This is a genomic window from Streptomyces sp. NPDC051180, assembly GCF_040689545.1.
Lineage (GTDB): Bacteria > Actinomycetota > Actinomycetes > Streptomycetales > Streptomycetaceae > Streptomyces.
Genome location: NZ_JBFBBC010000002.1, coordinates 161,531 through 180,376 on the forward strand (window position 1 = coordinate 161,531; position 18,846 = coordinate 180,376).

Below are 18,846 nucleotides of genomic sequence, written 5' to 3' on the forward strand. Positions count from 1 at the left end.
CGTGGAGTTCGGGGTTCCGTCCGGACGGCGGGTCCGGTCAGCCGACCAGGCTGTCGTCGAGCTCCTCGGTCAGGTTGGACTCGGTCCCGGGAATGCCCAGGTCCTGCGCCCGCTTGTCGGCCATCGCCAGCAGCCGGCGGATCCGGCCGGCCACCGCGTCCTTGGTCAGCGGCGGGTCGGCGAGCGCGCCCAGCTCCTCCAGGGACGCCTGCTTGTGCTCCATGCGGAGCCGGCCGGCCGCGGCCAGGTGTTCGGGCACCTCCTCGGCGAGGATCTCCAGCGCGCGCTGCACACGGGCCCCGGCGGCGACCGCCGCACGGGCCGAGCGGCGCAGGTTGGCGTCGTCGAAGTTGGCCAGGCGGTTGGCGGTGGCGCGGACCTCGCGCCGCATCCGCCGCTCCTCCCAGGCGAGCACCGACTCGTGCGCGCCGAGCCGGGTCAGCAGGGCGCCGATCGCGTCGCCGTCGCGGACGACGACCCGGTCCACCCCCCGCACCTCGCGGGCCTTGGCCGCGATGGAGAGCCGGCGGGCGGCCCCGACCAGGGCGAGAGCCGCCTCCGGCCCCGGGCAGGTGACCTCCAGGGAGGAGGACCGGCCGGGCTCCGTCAGCGAGCCGTGGGCGAGGAAGGCGCCTCGCCAGGCCGCCTCCGCGTCACAGGTGGCACCGGAGACCACCTGGGGCGGAAGGCCCCGGATGGGGCGGCCCCGGCCGTCCACGAGACCCGTCTGGCGGGCCAGCTGGTCGCCGCCGGCCACCACGCGCACCACGAAGCGCGAGCCGCGCCGCAGTCCGCCGGGGGCCATCACGATCAGCTCGGAACTGTGTCCGAAGATCTCCAGGATGTCCCGCTTGAGGCGGCGGGCCGCCATCGCCGTGTCCAGCTCCGCCTCGATCACGATGCGGCCGCTCACCAGGTGCAGCCCGCCGGCGAACCGCAGGATCGACGAGACCTCTGCCTTCCTGCAGCAGGTCCGGGTGACGGGGAGCCGGGAGATCTCGTCCTTCACCGCTGCCGTCATCGCCATGGGCCGATCCTTCCATGCATCCGAAAAATACGGTCGTACGCGGCGGCCAACAGCTCCGGGTCATGCTTCGCGGAGCCGTCGGGCCCGGCCACCGGCGCCAGCTCGACCGCGGCGCCGAGCCGCTTGGCGGCATCGGCGAGGGACTCGCGGTCGGGCACGGCCGCCTCGTCGGCGAGCACCACGTCCAGGGCGAGTTTAGGGGCGTGTCGTCCCAAAACCTCCAAATGACGCTGCGGGGAGAAGCCTTCTGTTTCTCCGGGCTGCGGCGCGAGGTTCAACGAGAGGACCTTCCGGGCTTTCGTCTCGACCAGGGCGTCGAGGAGTTCGGGGACGAGGAGGTGCGGGATCACGGAGGAGAACCAGGAACCGGGGCCCAGGACCACCCAGTCCGCGTCGAGGACCGCGGCGACCGCCTCGGGCACGGCGGGCGGGTCGTTCGGCACGAGGTGCACCGACTGCACCTCGCCCGGGGTGAGCGCCACGGTCGCCTGCCCGGCGACGGTGTCCACGTCGTCCGGCCGCTCCGGGTCGTGCCCCTTGACCAGGGCCTGGAGCTCCAGCGGCACGGCGGACATGGGCAGGACCCGGCCCTGGGCACCGAGCAGCCGTCCCACCAGGTCCAGCGCCTGCACGGGGTCGCCGAGCTGCTCCCAGAGGGCGACGATCAGCAGGTTGCCGACGGCGTGGCCGTTGATCTCGCCCTTGGAGTGGAAGCGGTGCTGGATCACCCGGGCCCAGGTCTGGCCCCAGTCGTCGTCCCCGCAGAGCGCGGCGAGCGCCTTGCGGAGATCGCCCGGGGGCAGCACGCCGAGCTCCTCCCGGAGCCGGCCGCTGGAGCCCCCGTCGTCGGCGACGGTGACGACGGCGGTGAGGTCGCCGGTGATCCGGCGGAGCGAGGCGAGGGAGGCCGAGAGGCCCATGCCGCCGCCCAGCGCGACGACCTTGGGCTGGGCACCGCGCCTGCGGAGCGTGCGTCGCACCGTGAGGGTGGAGGCACGCCGGCGGTACGGCTTCACTCGCGCCCCATGTCCCGGTGGACGACGACGGTCTCGACGCCTTCGGCGGCGAGGCGGGCGGCGAGACGCTCGGCGGTGGCCACGGAGCGGTGCTTGCCGCCCGTGCAGCCCACGGCCACGGTGACGTACCGCTTGCCCTCGCGGCGGTATCCGGCGGCGATCAGCTGGAGGAGCTCCGTGTAGCGGTCGAGGAACTCCTTGGCGCCGGGCTGGTTGTAGACGTAGTTCGACACCTCCTCGTTGAGGCCGGTGAAGGGGCGCAGCTCGGGGACCCAGTGGGGGTTGGGCAGGAACCGCATGTCGACGACGAGGTCGGCGTCGACGGGCAGGCCGTACTTGAAGCCGAAGGACATCACGGTGGCCCGCAGCTCGGGCTCCTCGTCGCCGGCGAACTGGGCGTCCATCTTGGCCCGCAGCTCGTGGACGTTGAGGCTGGAGGTGTCGATCACCAGGTCGGCGTCGCCGCGCAGCTCGCGCAGGAGGTCGCGCTCGGCGGCGATGCCGTCGGTGATGCGGCCGTCGCCCTGGAGCGGGTGCGGCCGGCGGACCGACTCGAAGCGCCGGACGAGGGCCTCGTCGGACGACTCCAGGAAGACGATCCGGCGGGTGACCTGCTTGGAGTCGAGGTCGGCGAGGGACTCCCTGAGGTTGTCGAAGAACTGTCGGCCGCGGACGTCCACGACGACGGCGATCCGGGCGACGTTGCCCTGGGAGCGTGCGCCGAGCTCCACCATGGTGGGGATCAGCGCGGGCGGCAGATTGTCCACGACGAACCAGCCGAGGTCCTCCAGGCACTTCGCCGCAGTGGACCGGCCGGCTCCGGACATGCCGGAGATGATCACCAGCTCGGGAATGGCCGCCTCGGCGCCGTTGTCGCCGGGGGTCTCCTTCGTGCCCGTACTCACGTGTCCTGCTCCGTCTTCTCGGTCGTGCCGGCCTTGCTCTTCGTTCCGGTCCTGCTCGTGCGCGGTCATGCCGTGCCGCCCCCGTCTTCCATGATCTCTCCTGTCGCCGTGTTCACGGCGGGTGCGGCCGGAGCCGCCGCTGCGAGGGCCACGACGACCGCCTCCGCGGTCTTCCGGCCCATGCCGGGGACCTCGCAGATCTGCTCGATTGTCGCCTGCCGGAGCCGCTTCACCGAGCCGAAATGCTTGATCAACGCCTGTTTCCGGGTTTCCCCGAGCCCGGCGACCGCGTCGAGGGGGCTGGTACGGATGCGTTTCGTGCGCTTGGAGCGCTGGTAGCGGATGGCGAAGTCGTGAGCAGTGTCACGCACCCGCTGGAGGAGGTAGAGGCCCTCGCTGGAGCGGGGCAGCACCACCGGGTCGTCCTCGCCGGGCAGCCACACCTCCTCCAGCCGCTTGGCGAGCCCGCAGACGGCGATGTCGTCGATGCCCAGCTCGTCCAGGGCCCGGCGGGCCGCGGCCACCTGCGGCTGCCCGCCGTCGACCACGACGAGCTGCGGCGGGTACGCGAAGCGCTTGGGCCGGCCGTCGTCCTGCGGGTCCTCCGCCGGGACCTCCCCGTCGGTGGCGCCCCACTCCCCCGTGCGGTCCTTCTCGGCGAGGTAGCGCTTGAAGCGGCGGCCGATCACCTCGTGCATGGAGCGGACGTCGTCCTGCCCCTCGAATCCCTTGATCTGGAAGCGGCGGTACTCGCTCTTGCGGGGCAGCCCGTCCTCGAAGACCACCATCGACGCCACGACGTCCTCGCCCTGGAGGTGCGAGATGTCGAAGCACTCGATCCGCAGCGGCGCCGAGTCCAGGTCCAGCGCCTCGGCGATCTCCTCCAGCGCCCGGGAGCGCGTGGTCAGGTCGCTGGCCCGCTTGGTCTTGTGCAGGACGAGCGCCTGCTGGGCGTTGCGCGCGACCGTCTCCATCAGGTCCTTCTTGTCGCCGCGCTGCGGGATGCGCAGCGAGACGTTCGACCCGCGGCGGCCGGACAGCCAGGCGGTGACGGCCCCGGTGTCCTCCGGCAGCGCCGGGACCAGGACCTCCTTGGGGACGGTCTCGCCGGTCTCCTCGCCGTACAGCTGCTGGAGCGCGTGCTCGACGAGCCCCGCCGTGTCCACCGCCTCGACCTTGTCGGTGACCCAGCCCCGCTGGCCGCGCACGCGTCCGCCGCGGACGTGGAAGATCTGGACGGCGGCCTCCAGCTCGTCCTCGGCGAGGGCGATCAGGTCGGCGTCGGTGGCGTCGCCGAGGACGACGGCGCTCTTCTCCATCGCCCGGCGCAGCGCCCCTATGTCGTCACGGAGCCGGGCGGCCTTCTCGTACTCCATGTCCTCGGCCGCGATCGTCATCTGCTTCTCGAGCCGCCGCAGGTAGGTGCCGGTCCGGCCCGCCATGAAGTCGCAGAACTCCTCGGCCAGTTCGCGGTGCTCCTCGGGCGAGACCCGGCCGACGCACGGCGCCGAGCACTTGCCGATGTAGCCGAGGAGGCAGGGCCGGCCGGCCGAGGCCGCGTTCCGGAAGACGCCCGCCGAGCAGGTGCGGACCGGGAAGACCCGCAGCATCAGGTCGACGGTCTCGCGGATCGCCCACGCGTGCGCGTACGGCCCGAAGTACCGCACGCCCTTCTTCTTGTGGCCGCGCGTCACCTGGACCCGCGGGAACTCCTCGTCGAGGGTCACCGCGAGGTACGGGTAGCTCTTGTCGTCCCGGTACTTGACGTTGAACCGGGGGTCGAACTCCTTGATCCAGGTGTACTCCAGCTGCAGCGCCTCGACCTCCGTTGAGACCACCGTCCACTCCACGGACGCCGCCGTCGTCACCATCGTCGCCGTGCGCGGGTGCAGGCTCGTCAGCGGCTGGAAGTAGTTCGCCAGCCGCTGGCGCAGCGACTTCGCCTTGCCGACGTAGATCACCCGGCGGTGCTCGTCGCGGAACTTGTAGACCCCCGGGGAGTCGGGGATCTGACCCGGCTTGGGGCGGTAGCTCGAGGGGTCTGCCATGGTCCCCACCCTACTGGCGCACACCGACACTCCGGCCGCTCGCGCTCGTTGGCGAGGCATGGCGAATCATGGTGCGGAAACGGCTCGGGGACGGCTCGCGGACCGGGTGTGCGTGATCACGGGCGCGGCGAGCGGCATCGGGCGGGCGACGGCGGAGCGGTTCCTCCAGGAAGGGGCCCGCGTGGTCGCCGCCGACCTCGACGGGGACCGTCTCGCGACCCTGGCGGGCGTCGTCCCGGTGACCGGTGACGTCTCCCGCGCGGACGACGCCCGGCGCATGATCGACACCGCCGTCGAACGCTTCGGCCGCATCGACGTCCTCGTCGCCAACGCCGGCGTCGTCCCGTTGCTCTCCGTCACCGAGGCCGAGGCGTCCGACTTCGACGAGGTGATGGCCGTCGACGGCCGCGGCATGTTCCTGACCTGCAAATACGCGATCGAGGCCATGCTCCTCTCCGGTGGCGGCGCCATCGTCTGCACCTCGTCCATCTCCGGCGTCGCCGGCCAGGCACGGCAGGCCGTCTACGGCCCCGCGAAGTTCGTCGCCTCCGGGCTGACCAAGCACCTCGCCGTCGAGTGGGCGCAGCACGGGATCCGGGTCAACGCCGTCGCCCCCGGCACCATCGAGACCGAACGCGTGGCCGCCGCGCGCCACGAGCCCGGCGGCCCCGAGTACCTCGCCGACGTCGTCCGCGCGCATCCCATGGCGCGGTTCGGCACGCCCGACGAGGTCGCCGCCGCGATCCTCTTCCTCGCCTCCGACGACGCCTCCTTCGTCACCGGCGCCATCCTCCCCGTCGACGGCGGCTACCTGGCCCACTGACCGGCCCGGCCCTCCGCCGGGCCTGGGGCCCACCCCCGTGTGGGCAATCGTCCCGCTGGGGCGGGACGGGTGGGCACACGGGACGGCGCCCTTGGCGGCGCCTCGCCCCTTGTGCCTGAGCTCGCACGGACTGTGCGCCGCACAGAGGTGCGGGTGAGGGCGCGGAAGCCTAGGCCCGGCAGGGGGCGCCGTCCGTTGTGCCCACCCGTTCCGCCCCAGCGAAACGAATGCCCACAACGGGGGCGGCACGACCCCTGCCCCGTCCGCGGAGTGGGGACCGCCCCAGCGGAACAGTTGCCCACAGCGGGGCGGGCCCGGCGCGGCAGGCGGAGGCCCGCCACGGGGGCCGGTGGGGGCGGCGCCGTGGCGGGCGGTCGGTCAGGCCGGGTGGGAGCCCCGGCGGCGGATCGCGACGGCGGCGCCGAGGGCGACGGCGACGACGGCACCCGCACCCGCCGCGGTGACGGCGGCGGAGGAGGACTCAGGCACGGACGGGGCGGCCGGGGCGGAGCCGTATCCCCCGGCAGCGCCCTTCCTCGCGTAGGCGGAGCCGGGCAGCTTGTCGGCGTAGGCGCGCGCGACCCGTTCGCGGTAGGCGGTGAGGCTCGTGCCGCCGCGGCCGACGGCGCGTACCGCGTCGTCGTCGAGCGGCAGCACCTTGGCGCCCTTCTGGACGTACCAGGCGTCGATCTGGGGCTCGCGGAAGACGAGGCCGCCGGGGAGGAGGCGGGCGCCCTGTTCCGCGTAGCGGATCTCGTCGTCGCCGGTGGCGATGTTGACCACCTGCCAGCCGTCCGGCTGCCGGACCGTCCAGAGGGAGGCGGTCCGGCCGTCGGCGGCCACGGCACGGCTGGCCCGGAACTCGACGCGGGCGACGGGGGCACCGGGCTTGCCGGCGACGAAGTCCGGGGACAGGAGGCTGACGGGCACGGAGCCGCCGTCGACGCGCGGGGCGGCGGCGGGGCGGGCGAGGGCGCCGTCGCGGGCGAAGAACCGGGCGAGGGTGTCCAGGGTCCCGGGCGCGGAGGCGGCCTGTTCCGCGGTGGGCGCGGGCGGCGGACCTCCGGCGGCGGCCGGGGCCGCCCCGAGGGCGAGGAGGGCGGCGGTGAGGAGGCCGGCGGCCGTGACTCGTGCGTTCATGTCGTCACGCCCCGATCCGGTAGAGCGAGTGGGTCCAGGAGAACGAGTTGTTGTTGACGTACCAGGAGTGCGAGGCCCAGTTGTACCGGTCGCTGGAGGGCCAGGGGTCACCCCAGTAGACCCAGCTGCCGGAGTCGTCGTAGCCGTACACCACGTGCATGTGGCCGCCTCCGCTGGACCACTGGATCCGGGTCTCGACGGGCCGGTCGGCGTTGATCTCGGTCTGGACGGTGGAGTAGCGGAGCCAGCCGTCGACGTAGGACCCGGGGCTGATGCCGGCCCAGCTCAGGCCGGTCTGGACGTTGGCGAGCGTGGCCTGCCAGTTGGGGCAGTCGTAGCCCTGCTGGCGGTTGAAGGCGGCGTTGCAGAACTGGTTCTGGCTGTAGTTCCGGCCGAACCACGTGGCGATGGTGTTGCCGCTCGCGGCCCAGCACCAGTTGGTCTTCTGCTGCGCCTGCATGGTGATGTTCAGGCGCTTGGAGGCGAGGGCGGAGGCGTCCTCGCCGACGGGAGCGGCGGAGGCCGAGGTCGCGGGGGCGGCGGAGGCCGAGGTCGCGGGGGCGGCGGAGGCCGAGGTCGCGGGGGCGGCGGAGGCCGAGGTCGCGGGGGCGGCGGAGGCCGAGGTGGCGGGGACGAGGAAGAGGGCGGCTGCGGCGAGAGCCGCGAGGGACAGTCTTCTGCTGCGCATCGCGTTCCTCCCAAGGCGGGGGGTGGGGATGTGGGGGTGGAGGAGCGCGTCCGGACGCTGGTCAGGAGCATCTTCCGTTGTCCGGAGCCGGTCAACACGCTTCAATGCGGGGTGACATCGGACTGTGAACGGTGTGACCCGGGTGTGAACGGACGCCCTCGGCCCACCTGCCCGCCCACCCCACGCGGCGCGACGGTCCCCACTCCCGTCGTGAACGTTCACTGAGGAGTCCTCGTGAGCCACACCGAGGCCGATCTGGTGCAGCTGCTGCACACCGGTCCCTTCCATCTGGCGCTGCGCACGGCGCTCGCGATGCGCGGCCTGCCGCTCCAGCGGGTCCAGCACCATCTCGCGCACCGGGGCGTCCGGGTCGGGGTGACGAGCCTGAGCTACTGGCAGCAGGGGGCCCGGCGCCCGCAGCGGCCGGAGTCCCTCAAGGCCGTCCGCGCTCTGGAGGAGGTGCTCCAGCTGCCGGGGAACTCGCTGCTGCGGCTCCTGTCGGAGGACGCGGCGGGCCGGACGGACGTGGAGCGGCCGGCGGCCCGCTCGTACCGCTCACTGGTGGAGGCGTCGGGCTCGGTCGAGGAGCTGCTCGCGGAGCTGGAGTCCCCGACGGACGGCGGGCTGCACACGGTGGGCCACCACGAGCGAGTGCGGATCGGGGCGGGGCGCGAACTGGTGGGGCGCGAGTCGCAGCACGTGGTGCGGGCGCACCGCAACGGCGTCGACCGCTATCTCGCCATCCACCACGGCGACCCGGGCTGCGACCCGTCCCGGGTGGCGGTGCGCGCGGTGGAGAACTGCCGTACGGGGCGGGTGCGGTGGCACGCCGGGACCGGTGTGCTGGTCGTGGAGCTGCTCTTCGACGCGCGGCTGCGGGCCGGGGACACGCACCTGTTCTCGTACGGCTTCGAGGACGGTACGGCGGGGCCGAGCGGGGAGTACGTGCGCGGGTTCAGCTTCGCGGGCGGGCAGTACGCGCTCCAGGTCCGCTTCGACGAGGCGGCGCTGCCGGTGCGCTGCCGGAGGTTCGCGCAGGCTTCCGCGGGCGCCCCGCGCGGGGGCCGTGCGGAGCTGACCCTGAGCGGCCGGCACCGCACGGTGCACCTCGTGGAGCAGGGCGTGCGCCCGGGGATCCTGGGCATCGACTGGGACTGGGAGTAGCGCTCCGGAGATCTCCCGGGGCCGGGCCGACCCGGCGCGCGTTCGGCGGCTTCCGGGGGCCTCAGGCGGCCGGGGTCGTGGCCGCCGTCTCGGGGCCGGCGACGAGGGTGCCGTTCTCGACGCGGATCGGGACCTCGGGGAGCGGGACGGTGGCGGGGCCGCGCACGGCCTTGCCGGTGGTGACGTCGAAGCGGCTGCCGTGGCAGGGGCAGTTGCCCTCGTTGTCCTCGACCTTGTCGAGGACGCAGCCGGCGTGGGTGCACTGGGCGCTGAACGCCTTGTACTGGCCCTTGGCCGGGCAGCTCACCACGAGCCGCTGTTCGCGGTAGAGCTTCGAACCGCCGACCGGGACCGCGTCCGGGGCGCCGAGCGTGACCGGGGCGGTCGGGGTCGGGACCTGGGCGTGGCCCAGGTTGGACTCGGTGGAGCAGGCGGCGACTCCCAGCCCGGCGGCACCGGCGAGGGCGGCGCCTTTCAGTACGGTGCGGCGGCTGGACTGGCCGGACATGAGCGCTCCACGGTGATGTTGGGGACAAGAAGCCCCAGGGGGGACCGAACCGACGATACCGGCGGGGTCCCGCGGGCCGTCCTCCGGGCCGACCTCCGGGCCCGGGGGTGCGGCAGGGCCCCCGGGAGGAGGCCCTGCCGCGTGCTCATGCCTTGCGGGCCCGGGTCGCCGTCTTCTTGGCGGTGGCCTTGGTGGCCGCCGCCTTCGTGGCCGCCGCCTTCGACGTCGCCGTCTTGGCCGCCGCCTTCTTCGCCGTCGCGGCGGTCTTCTGGGCGGGGGCCTTCTTCGCCGCGGCCTTCTTCGTGCCGCGGGCCGCCGGGACGGCGACACCGGCGTCACTGATCCGGTCGGCGCCGAGGATCTCGCGGAGGAACTTGCCGGTGTGGCTCGCCGGGACCGAGGCGACCTCCTCCGGCGTGCCCTCGGCGATCACCAGACCGCCGCCGCTGCCGCCCTCCGGGCCCATGTCGATGACCCAGTCGGCGGTCTTGATGACATCGAGGTTGTGCTCGATGACGATCACCGAGTTGCCCTTGTCGACCAGGCCGGAGAGGACCTTGATCAGCTTCGAGATGTCCTCGAAGTGCAGACCGGTGGTCGGCTCGTCCAGGACGTAGACCGTGCGACCCGTCGAGCGCTTCTGCAGCTCGGAGGCGAGCTTGACGCGCTGCGCCTCGCCGCCGGAGAGCGTCGGGGCCGACTGGCCGAGGCGGACGTAGCCCAGTCCGACCTCGTTGAGGGTGCGCAGGTGGCGGGCGATGGTCGGGACGGCCTCGAAGAAGTCCAATGCCTCCTCGATCGGCATGTCCAGGACCTCGGCGATGGACTTGCCCTTGTAGTGGACCTCCAGGGTCTCCCGGTTGTACCGGTCGCCGTGGCAGACCTCGCACGGGACGTAGACGTCCGGGAGGAAGTTCATCTCGATCTTGATCGTGCCGTCGCCGGAGCAGTTCTCGCAGCGGCCGCCCTTCACGTTGAAGGAGAACCGGCCGGGCAGGTAGCCCCGGACCTTGGCCTCCATCGTCTCGGCGAAGAGCTTGCGGACGTGGTCGAAGACGCCGGTGTAGGTCGCCGGGTTCGACCGCGGGGTGCGGCCGATCGGGGACTGGTCGACGTGCACGACCTTGTCGACGAGGTCGTCGCCGTCCACCCGCGTGTGCCGGCCGGGCACCGACCGGGCGCCGTTGAGCTCGCGCGCCAGGTGGGTGTACAGGATGTCGTTGACCAGGGTCGACTTGCCGGAGCCGGAGACCCCGGTGACGGCGGTGAGGACGCCCAGCGGGAACGAGACGTCGATGTCCTGCAGGTTGTTCTCGCGGGCGCCGTGCACGGTGAGCCGGCGGCCGGGGTCCACCGGGCGGCGGATGTCCGGCGTGGCGATGGCGCGGCGGCCGGAGAGGTACTGCCCGGTCATCGACTCCTCGTTGGCGAGGAGCTCCTTCAGGGAGCCGGAGTGGACGACCTTGCCGCCGTGCTCGCCGGCGCCGGGGCCGATGTCGACGACCCAGTCCGCGACCTTGATGGTGTCCTCGTCGTGCTCGACGACGATGAGGGTGTTGCCCATGTCCCGGAGCCGGACCAGGGTCTCGATCAGCCGGTGGTTGTCGCGCTGGTGGAGGCCGATGGACGGCTCGTCGAGCACGTACAACACGCCGACCAGGCCGGAGCCGATCTGGGTGGCGAGCCGGATGCGCTGGGCCTCGCCGCCGGAGAGCGTGCCCGCGGCTCGGTTGAGCGAGAGGTAGTCGAGGCCGACGTCGACGAGGAAGCGCAGCCGCTCGTTGACCTCCTTGAGGACCCGCTCGGCGATCTTCTTGTCGCGGGCGTTCAGCGTGAGCCGGGCGAGGAACTCGGCGCAGTCGCTGATGGACATCGCGGAGACCTCGGCGATGGACCGGTCCATGACCGTGACCGCGAGGACGATCGGCTTGAGCCGGGTGCCCTGGCAGGTGGGGCAGGGCACCTCGCGCATGTAGCCCTCGAAGCGCTCGCGGCTGGAGTCGCTCTCGGCCTCGCTGTGGCGCCGCTTGACGAAGGAGACGGCTCCCTCGAAGGCCGGGGTCGTGTACGCCCGCTCCCGCCCGTACCGGTTGCGATAGCGGACCTCGACCTGGGTCTTGTGGCCGTGCATCAGGGCCTTCTTGGCCCGCTGCGGCAGACCCGCGTACGGGATGTCCGTGCGGAAGCCGAGGGCCTGCGAGAGGCCGCCGATGAGCCGGCCGAAGTACTCCTTGGTGTGGCCGTGCGACCAGGGGTGGATGGCGCCCTCGTCGAGGGACTTGTCCTCGTCGGGGACGACCAGCTCGGGGTCGACCTCCATCCGCGTGCCGATGCCGGTGCAGTCGGGGCAGGCGCCGAAGGGCGAGTTGAAGGAGAAGGAGCGCGGCTCCAGCTCCTCGAAGGACAGGTCGTCGTACGGGCAGTAGAGGTGCTCCGAGTACATCCGCTCGCGCTCGGGGTCGTCCTCGGGGAGGTCGACGAAGTCGAGCACGACCATGCCGCCGGAGAGGCCGAGTGCGGTCTCGACGGAGTCGGTGAGCCGGCGCTTGGCGCTGTCCTTGACGGTGAGGCGGTCGACGACGACCTCGATCGTGTGCTTTTCCTGCTTCTTCAGCGTCGGCGGTTCGCTCAGCTGTACGGTCTGGCCGTCGACCCGGGCACGGCTGTAGCCCTTGGTCTGGAGGTCGGCGAAGAGGTCGACGAACTCGCCCTTGCGCTCGCGCACGAGCGGCGAGAGGACCTGGAAGCGGCTGCCCTCGGGCAGCTCCAGGACCTTGTCGACGATGGCCTGCGGCGACTGGCGCGAGATCGGGCGGCGGCACTCGGGACAGTGCGGCTTGCCGATGCGGGCGAAGAGCAGGCGGAGGTAGTCGTAGACCTCCGTGATGGTGCCGACCGTCGAGCGCGGGTTGCGCGAGGTCGACTTCTGGTCGATGGAGACGGCGGGCGACAGACCTTCGATGAAGTCCACGTCCGGCTTGTCCATCTGGCCGAGGAACTGCCGGGCGTACGAGGAGAGCGACTCGACGTACCGGCGCTGCCCCTCGGCGAAGATCGTGTCGAACGCGAGGGAGGACTTGCCCGATCCCGAGAGCCCGGTGAAGACGATGAGGGAGTCACGCGGGAGGTCGAGCGAGACGTTCTTGAGGTTGTGCTCGCGAGCGCCACGAACGATGAGACGGTCGGCCACGCCGGTCCGCACCTTTCTTGAGAGAGCGGATGTGCCTGACACACCCAACAACCAAGGATGCCGGATGCTTCCGTCGAGCCTATAGCACGCACATTCGATTTCCGGCCGCTCCGGGACCGCTTCACCCGAATGAGTGGCGGCGCTAGGGTCTGCGCCATGATCGACCACGAACGCGACCTTGCCTCCGTCCGCGAGGCGACCGACCGGCTGCTGACCGCGGCCGCCTCATGGGACAACGCGGCGGCGGCCGAGCCGTCACGGCTTCCGGGCTGGACCCGCGGCCACGTCCTCGCCCACGTCGCCCGCAACGCCGACGCCCTGGTGAACGTCCTCCGGGGCCTCCCCATGTACGCCGACGCCGCGACCCGCGACGCCGACATCGAGCGCGACGCCGGGCGCCCGCTCGACGTCCACCTCGCCGACCTGCGCGAGTCCGCCGACGGCTTCCAGGCCGTGGGCGCCGAGCCCGCCGACTGGAGCCGCACCGTCGAGCTCCGCAACGGCGTCACGGACAGCGCCTCGCGCATCCCCTTCCGCCGCTGGGTCGAGGTGGCCCTGCACCACGTCGACCTGGGCGTCGGCTACGAGCTGGAGGACCTTCCCGAGGAGTTCACCGCCCGCGAGACCGACTTCCTCGCCGAACGCTTCACCGGCCTGGAGAGCGTCCCGGCGACCGTCCTGCACGCCGACGGCGGCGGGACGTGGAAGACCGGCGGCACCTCGGGCGGCGTCACCGTCACGGGCCCGGCCGCCGAACTGCTCGGCTGGCTCGCCGGGCGCCGCGACGGCTCGGGCCTCACGACCGAGGGCGGCCCCCTGCCGGAGCTCCCCCCTCTGTAGCCGCCCCCGACGGCGGGCGAAGCTAGGCTGAGGCCATGACGTACAGCGGAGTGGTGAAGGTCGGCGGGGCTGCGGACGTGCACGAGCTGACGGACCTGATGATCTCGAAGGTCGCGGTCGGTCCGATGGACAACAACGCGTATCTGCTGCGCTGCCGGGCGACCGGCGAGCAGCTGCTCGTCGACGCGGCCAACGACGCCGACACCCTCCTGACGCTGATCGGTGACGACGGCATCGCCGCCGTCGTCACCACCCACCGGCACGGCGACCACTGGCAGGCCCTCGCGGAGGTCGTCGCGGCGACCGGCGCCCGGACGTACGCGGGCGCGTACGACGCGGAGGGCATCCCGGTCGCGACCGACGTGCCGGTCGAGGACGGGGACACCGTCCGGGTCGGACGGGTCGAGCTGACCGCCCGCCGCCTGGTCGGCCACACCCCGGGTTCGATCGCCCTGGTCTACGACGACCCGCACGGCCACCCCCACGTCTTCACCGGCGACTGTCTCTTCCCGGGCGGGGTCGGCAACACCCGGAAGGACCCGGAGGCGTTCGCGAGCCTCCTCCACGACGTGGAGACCAAGCTCTTCGCGGTCCTGCCGGACGAGTCCTGGATCTACCCGGGGCACGGCAAGGACACCACGCTCGGTGACGAGCGCCCCCACCTCGCCGAATGGCGCGAGCGCGGCTGGTGACGCCCGGCGCGCAGCCCGGAGCTGCGCGCTTCCGCACGCCCCCGTAACCCGGACGGCGGCGGGGTAGTTGGCGCCACATGCGCCAACGTCACGCTCCGTCGCCACCCGGCACCCCGTCGATGGGGCGGCTCGCCGCCGCCTCGCTCGTCGGCACCGCCATCGAGTTCTTCGACTTCTTCGTCTACGGGACCGCCGCCGCCCTCGTCCTGGGGCCGCTGTTCTTCCCGACGTTCTCCCCGCTCGCGGGCACGCTGGCCGCCTTCGGCACCTTCGCCGCCGGTTTCCTGGCCAGGCCCCTGGGATCGGTCCTCTTCGGCCACGTCGGCGACCGGTACGGGCGGCGGCCGGTCCTCTTCGCCTCCCTGCTGCTGACCGGCTGCGCCACGGTCGCGGTCGGCTGCGTCCCCACGTACGCGACGCTCGGCATCGCCGCTCCCGTGCTGCTCCTGGTGCTCCGCTTCCTCCAGGGCCTGGGTCTCGGCGGCGAGTGGGGCGGGGCGGTCCTGCTGACGGCCGAGCACGCCCCGGAGCGCCGGCGCGCGCTGTGGGCGAGCTTCCCGCAGATCGGCCCGTCGATCGGCTTCCTCCTGGCGAACGGCGTGATGCTGGCGCTCACGGCCGGGCTGAGCGACGCGGAGTTCCGCTCCTGGGGCTGGCGGGTGCCGTTCTGGGCCGCCGGGCTGCTCGCGGCGGCCGGGCTGCTGCTGCGCTCCTCGCTGGCGGAGACCCCGGAGTTCGAGGAGCTGTCGTCGACCGGGCGGCGGGCGGGCGCCCCGCTGGCCGAGGTGGCGCGCGACCACTGGCGCCTGGTGCTGCTGACGGCCGGCGCGCTCGCGGTCGGGTACGCCGTCTTCTACACGGTCTCCACCTGGGCGCTGGCCTACGGCACCGAGCGGCTCGGGGTGAGCAGCACGGTGATGCTGAGCTGCGTGATGGCGGCGGTGGCGATCAAGGGGGCGACCACCCCGTTCGTGGCGCTGCTCGCCGATCGCTGGGGCCGCCGCCCGCTGTGCCTGGCCGGATGCGCGGGCTCGGCGCTGTGGATGTTCCCGATGGTGGCGCTGCTGCACACGGCGGAGCCGCTGCTGATGTTCCTCGGCTTCCTGGGCGCGCTGCTGGCCTTCATCACCATGTTCGCCGTGGTCGCCGCGTACCTCCCGGAGCTGTACGAGCCCCGGGTCCGCTGCACGGGGGCGGCCGTCGGCTACAACCTCGCCGGGGTCCTCGGCGGCGCCCTGACCCCACTCGTCGCCACCGCCCTCTCCGACGGCGGCTCGGGCCCGCCCTGGGGCGTCGCGGCCTATCTGACGCTGGTCGCGCTGGTGAGTCTGGGCTGCTTCGCCCTGCTGCCGGAGACCCTGCCGGAGCGTGCGCGGACGGAGGCGGACGAGGCGGAGGAGGCCGCGGAGGCGACGGCGAGGGTCTGACGGGGGCAGGCGTCCGCCGTACGGGGGACGGCGACGGCCGGCCGCGGGAGGTGTCCCGGGGCCGGCCGTAGCCGTGCGTGCCGCGTCAGGCGCCGATGCTGTCCTTCTCGGTGCCGTCGGCGTCGGCCACGTTCTCGGCGGCCTCCCGCTCCGCCTGCCTCTTGGAGGCGATCAGGCTGGTGATCGTGGTGATGACCAGGACGCCGCCGATGAAGGCGAGGGAGAACGGGATGGAGATCTCCGGGACGTGCACCCCGGACTCGTGCAGGGCGTGCAGCACCAGCTTCACGCCGATGAAGCCGAGGATGACGGACAGGCCGTAGCTGAGGTGGACCAGCTTCTTGAGCAGGCCGCCGATCAGGAAGTACAGCTGCCGCAGACCCATCAGCGCGAAGGCGTTGGCGGTGAAGACGATGTACGGGTCCTGGGTGAGGCCGAAGATCGCCGGGATGGAGTCGAGGGCGAAGAGAATGTCGGTGGTGCCGATGGCGAGCATGACCACCATCAGCGGCGTCATCACCCGCTTGCCGTTGACCTGGATGAAGAGCTTGGTGCCGTGGTACCGGTCGGCGACGCCGAACCGCTTCTCGGCCATCTTGAGGAGGCGGTTCTCCTCCCAGTCTTCCTCGTCCTCGTCGGCGCGGGCCTCCTGGATGAGCTTCCAGGCGGTGTAGATCAGGAACGCGCCGAAGATGTAGAAGATCCAGGAGAAGTTCGCGATGACCGCGGCGCCCAGGAGGATGAAGACGGTGCGCAGCACCAGGGCGATCACCACGCCCACCAGCAGCACGCGCTGCTGGAGGTGGGAGGGCACCGCGAACTTCGCCATGATCAGGACGAAGACGAAGAGGTTGTCGACACTGAGCGACTTCTCGGTGATGTAGCCGGCGAAGAACTCGCCGGCGGCCTGCCCGTTGCCGAAGTACCACAGGCCGAGCCCGAAGAGTCCGGCGAGGACGATCCAGACGACCGTCCAGATTCCCGCTTCCTTGACCGACACGTCATGGGGCTTGCGCCCGATGAAGAAGTCGGCACCGATCAGGGCACACAGACCGAGAACGGTCAGCACCCACATGGTCATTGAAACGTCCACTGCGCCTCCGGCGTCGTACGGCTACTGATCAGCGTCGTCGCTGCCGGAGGTCTCTTCCACCCGAGCCGCGGACACCGCAGCCGGGCCGACGCCCCGGGATCGGACCCCTGGTGGATCCGTCCGTATTGACGGGTACGCCGCGCATGGGGAGTACTCCCCTCCGCACGGAAGAGATTACCCGAAAGACCAAGAGAAGGTAAAGAGCAGGGTAAAGAGCCCTCAAAAGAGCAGGTCAGAGCCGCTTTCCATGGCGAGCTGCCGCCACTTGGGCCAGGACCTGCCGGAGGACGGAGCCGCCCGGCGGAAGGACCGGGGGCTCGTACGACCAGGCGTGGCCGACCCATGGGTCGGCGAGGTGGTCGTCGGCGACGGGGGTGAGCCGCAGCAGCGACCTCCACAGCGGGTCGAGCAGCGGACCGTACGCGGCGGCGTCCGCGCGGTCGGCGACCATCAGCAGGTGCACGCCGACCGACGGACCCTCGTCGGCGAGGTAGCGCAGGCGGGTGACCGCCCGGTCGTCGAACCCGTGCGGGAAGTCGTGGACGATCAGCAGCTGCCGGGCCGTGTCCAGACCGGGCGGCAGGGCGTCGGCCGCGCCGGCCCGCGACGCCATCTGCAGCAGGTCGACCCGCTCGGTGAGCTGTTCGAGGACCGCGGAGACGCCGGAGGCGCCCCGGGCCGGAGGGGCGGCCAGGACGCCCGTCTCCACGAGGGGGGCGAGCGCCGCGGTGCCCGCGCCCGCCGCGTCGAGGACGTGGACGGTGAACTCGCCCGCCGGGTGGGCGGCGAGCAGCCGGGCGGCGTGCGCCACCGCGCTGTCCAGGGCGAGCCGCCGCAGCTCCACCTCGTCGAGCAGGCCGGCGGCCTCGGAGTTCCCGCGCCCGCTGTCCACCCAGAGGCCGCGTTCCAGCGGGAGCCGGACGAGCATGGGGATCCTCAGGTCCGTGCGCTCGGGGAGGTGGAGGTCGCCGAGGCGGACGGCCATCGGCTCCTCGGCCGGGACGCGGTAGGCGTGCCAGACGGGGCTGTCCCAGCGGGCATACGCGGGCGGCAGGGCCGGTTCGACGACCTCGGACTCGGCGGCGAGCTGGGCGAGGTCCCGGTCGAGGACCTCCTGGGCCCGCTGGACGAGCTCGTCGTGGCGGGCGCGGGCGGTGGCCCGCGCCGCGTCGTTCGCGCCGCCGACGCGGGAGCGGTAGTCGGAGAGCGACTGGTCCAGCTCGCGGTCGAGCCGCGACTCCGCGAAGTCGCAGGCGCTGCGGTAGGCGGCCGCGCTCCGGGCCAGGTCCTCGAACATCCCCCAGACCTGGTTGTAGAGCCGCTCGTCCATGGACCAGCCCGAGGCGTCACCGGCGACGGGTACCGGCGGCGCCTGGCGGGGCTCCGGCGCCTCGGACGGCCGTCGGCGGGGGTGGGCGTAGCTGATGGGGCCGGTGCCCATGGCAGGGGTCGGCGTGCCCGTCGTGGGGACGGCCGGGGGCGTCACCGGCGGGGGCGGTGGTGCGGAGTGCGGGTCCGGGGCGGCGGTCGGCGCCGACCCGACCCGCTCCGGCTCGGGGACGCGCAGCGGCGGGTCGGCGACCGGACGCGACGGCTCGGCGACGGCCGGTTCCGCGACGACGGCGGGCTCCGGTGACACGGCCGCCAGGATGGACGCGGCCAGGTCGGCGGCGCGGTCGAGGCCCTGGTCGCCGAGGAGGTCGGCGAGTCCGCCCTCGTACCCCTGGCCCATGGCGCGGACCTTCCAGGCGCCCTGGCGGCGGTACAGCTCCAGGGCCACGACGGCGGACTCCGTGTCGAGTCCGGTGATCGTGTAGCTGGCCACGTCCGCCCCGTCGCCGCCCGCGACGGCGACGAAGGGCGCGGCGAGGGACCCGAAGCGGACGGCGCCGGCGCCGGTCGGCAGCGCGAGGAGCACGGAGACCCGGTGGACGTCGTCGGAGACCGCCGCCAGGTCGACGGAGAGGCGGTGGTCGGCGGCGCACCGCCGCGGGACGTCGACGCCGGGGAGCGAGGGCGTGCCGGGGTGGGCGACCCACTCCACGCCGGGGACCCGGCCGTTCTCGTCGCCGAGGGTGGCGCCGGCGACGACGGGGTGACCGGCCGACACCCGGATCTCCAGTCGGGTGTCGGGCAGGGGGTGGTTCTGTCCCCGGACCAGCTCGGCCGTCATCGGCTCTGTCCCCTCAGCGCTTCCCGGTGCGGAGCACACGGATGGTTCGGATCATGTGGGACAGCTCCCGGTGGCCTGGTGCCTCCGGGAGCTGTGGGTGCCTGCGCGCCGC

At 72.7% G+C, this 18,846-nt stretch carries 15 protein-coding genes; 5 read left to right on the forward strand and 10 right to left on the reverse strand.

Translation table 11 applies throughout. The features are described 5' to 3' along the window. Positions 1–37: 37 nt before the first annotated feature. Genes whiA through uvrC form a run of 4 tightly spaced genes read right to left on the reverse strand, consistent with a single transcriptional unit; the run spans position 38 to position 4,996 of the window. Positions 38–1,027 carry a DNA-binding protein WhiA gene (gene whiA, locus AB0424_RS04185; protein ID WP_017238652.1) on the reverse strand — a complete coding sequence of 330 codons (990 nt, stop codon included), beginning with the start codon at positions 1,025–1,027 and terminating at the stop codon, positions 38–40. Continuing rightward, complete coding sequence (yvcK, locus tag AB0424_RS04190; protein ID WP_366302103.1) at positions 1,018–2,043, reverse strand: uridine diphosphate-N-acetylglucosamine-binding protein YvcK; 1,026 nt, start codon at positions 2,041–2,043, stop codon at positions 1,018–1,020. Before yvcK ends, whiA begins: the two co-directional genes overlap by 10 nt. Further along, positions 2,040–3,017, reverse strand: a complete 978-nt coding sequence (gene rapZ / locus AB0424_RS04195) for an RNase adapter RapZ (protein ID WP_366302104.1) — start codon at positions 3,015–3,017, stop codon at positions 2,040–2,042. Before rapZ ends, yvcK begins: the two co-directional genes overlap by 4 nt. Further along, positions 3,014–4,996: an excinuclease ABC subunit UvrC gene (gene uvrC / locus AB0424_RS04200; protein WP_366302106.1), complete on the reverse strand. Its 1,983-nt coding sequence runs from the start codon at positions 4,994–4,996 to the stop codon at positions 3,014–3,016. Before uvrC ends, rapZ begins: the two co-directional genes overlap by 4 nt. A 112-nt stretch (positions 4,997–5,108) precedes the next feature. Between uvrC and AB0424_RS04205 the strand changes: the two genes are divergently transcribed. Then, positions 5,109–5,819 (forward strand): SDR family oxidoreductase, encoded by a 711-nt coding sequence (locus tag AB0424_RS04205; RefSeq protein WP_366302107.1) that lies wholly within the window; start codon positions 5,109–5,111, stop codon positions 5,817–5,819. A 378-nt stretch (positions 5,820–6,197) separates the two neighbouring features. On the opposite strand, the gene AB0424_RS04210 is transcribed toward AB0424_RS04205, so the two are convergent. Both AB0424_RS04210 and AB0424_RS04215 read right to left on the reverse strand, forming a co-directional pair. Further along, entirely contained in the window at positions 6,198–6,959 is a 762-nt protein-coding gene (locus AB0424_RS04210; RefSeq protein WP_366302109.1) for a hypothetical protein, read from the reverse strand. Between the two features lie 4 nt (positions 6,960–6,963). Then, on the reverse strand, positions 6,964–7,647 hold the full coding sequence (locus AB0424_RS04215; protein ID WP_366302111.1) for a papain-like cysteine protease family protein: 684 nt from the start codon (positions 7,645–7,647) through the stop codon (positions 6,964–6,966). A 234-nt stretch (positions 7,648–7,881) separates the two neighbouring features. Between AB0424_RS04215 and AB0424_RS04220 the strand changes: the two genes are divergently transcribed. Beyond that, positions 7,882–8,811 carry a hypothetical protein gene (locus AB0424_RS04220; protein WP_366302113.1) on the forward strand — a complete coding sequence of 310 codons (930 nt, stop codon included), beginning with the start codon at positions 7,882–7,884 and terminating at the stop codon, positions 8,809–8,811. A 61-nt stretch (positions 8,812–8,872) separates the two neighbouring features. On the opposite strand, the gene AB0424_RS04225 is transcribed toward AB0424_RS04220, so the two are convergent. Beyond that, the gene (locus tag AB0424_RS04225; protein WP_366302114.1) at positions 8,873–9,319 is read right to left on the reverse strand and encodes a Rieske (2Fe-2S) protein; all 447 of its coding nucleotides are present in this window, start codon (positions 9,317–9,319) and stop codon (positions 8,873–8,875) included. Positions 9,320–9,464: 145 nt separating this feature from the next. Continuing rightward, positions 9,465–12,509, reverse strand: a complete 3,045-nt coding sequence (uvrA, locus tag AB0424_RS04230; RefSeq protein WP_366302115.1) for an excinuclease ABC subunit UvrA — start codon at positions 12,507–12,509, stop codon at positions 9,465–9,467. A gap of 156 nt (positions 12,510–12,665) precedes the next feature. Between uvrA and AB0424_RS04235 the strand changes: the two genes are divergently transcribed. The 3 genes from AB0424_RS04235 to AB0424_RS04245 all read left to right on the forward strand — a co-directional run bounded on the left by AB0424_RS04235 (position 12,666) and on the right by AB0424_RS04245 (position 15,468). After that, positions 12,666–13,349, forward strand: a complete 684-nt coding sequence (locus AB0424_RS04235; protein WP_366302116.1) for a maleylpyruvate isomerase family mycothiol-dependent enzyme — start codon at positions 12,666–12,668, stop codon at positions 13,347–13,349. Between the two features lie 35 nt (positions 13,350–13,384). Next, positions 13,385–14,041, forward strand: coding sequence for an MBL fold metallo-hydrolase (locus tag AB0424_RS04240; RefSeq protein ID WP_366302117.1), 657 nt, complete (start codon positions 13,385–13,387; stop codon positions 14,039–14,041). Between the two features lie 119 nt (positions 14,042–14,160). Further along, positions 14,161–15,468 carry an MFS transporter gene (locus AB0424_RS04245; RefSeq protein ID WP_366302666.1) on the forward strand — a complete coding sequence of 436 codons (1,308 nt, stop codon included), beginning with the start codon at positions 14,161–14,163 and terminating at the stop codon, positions 15,466–15,468. Positions 15,469–15,553: 85 nt separating this feature from the next. Here AB0424_RS04245 and AB0424_RS04250 read toward each other — a convergent pair whose 3' ends face one another. Both AB0424_RS04250 and AB0424_RS04255 read right to left on the reverse strand, forming a co-directional pair. Next, positions 15,554–16,561: a TerC family protein gene (locus AB0424_RS04250; protein ID WP_366302118.1), complete on the reverse strand. Its 1,008-nt coding sequence runs from the start codon at positions 16,559–16,561 to the stop codon at positions 15,554–15,556. A 232-nt stretch (positions 16,562–16,793) separates the two neighbouring features. Next, positions 16,794–18,734, reverse strand: a complete 1,941-nt coding sequence (locus tag AB0424_RS04255; RefSeq protein WP_366302119.1) for a TerD family protein — start codon at positions 18,732–18,734, stop codon at positions 16,794–16,796. Between the last annotated feature and the right edge of the window lie 112 nt (positions 18,735–18,846).

Coding starts and splice junctions, on each gene's coding strand:
- whiA (WP_017238652.1), bottom strand. CDS start 1,027: ATGGCGATGACGGCAGCGGTGAAGGACGAGATCTCCCGGCTCCCCGTC.
- rapZ (WP_366302104.1), bottom strand. CDS start 3,017: ATGACCGCGCACGAGCAGGACCGGAACGAAGAGCAAGGCCGGCACGAC.
- uvrC (WP_366302106.1), bottom strand. CDS start 4,996: ATGGCAGACCCCTCGAGCTACCGCCCCAAGCCGGGTCAGATCCCCGAC.
- AB0424_RS04210 (WP_366302109.1), bottom strand. CDS start 6,959: ATGAACGCACGAGTCACGGCCGCCGGCCTCCTCACCGCCGCCCTCCTC.
- AB0424_RS04215 (WP_366302111.1), bottom strand. CDS start 7,647: ATGCGCAGCAGAAGACTGTCCCTCGCGGCTCTCGCCGCAGCCGCCCTC.
- AB0424_RS04225 (WP_366302114.1), bottom strand. CDS start 9,319: ATGTCCGGCCAGTCCAGCCGCCGCACCGTACTGAAAGGCGCCGCCCTC.
- AB0424_RS04235 (WP_366302116.1), top strand. CDS start 12,666: ATGATCGACCACGAACGCGACCTTGCCTCCGTCCGCGAGGCGACCGAC.
- AB0424_RS04240 (WP_366302117.1), top strand. CDS start 13,385: ATGACGTACAGCGGAGTGGTGAAGGTCGGCGGGGCTGCGGACGTGCAC.
- AB0424_RS04245 (WP_366302666.1), top strand. CDS start 14,161: ATGGGGCGGCTCGCCGCCGCCTCGCTCGTCGGCACCGCCATCGAGTTC.
- AB0424_RS04255 (WP_366302119.1), bottom strand. CDS start 18,734: ATGACGGCCGAGCTGGTCCGGGGACAGAACCACCCCCTGCCCGACACC.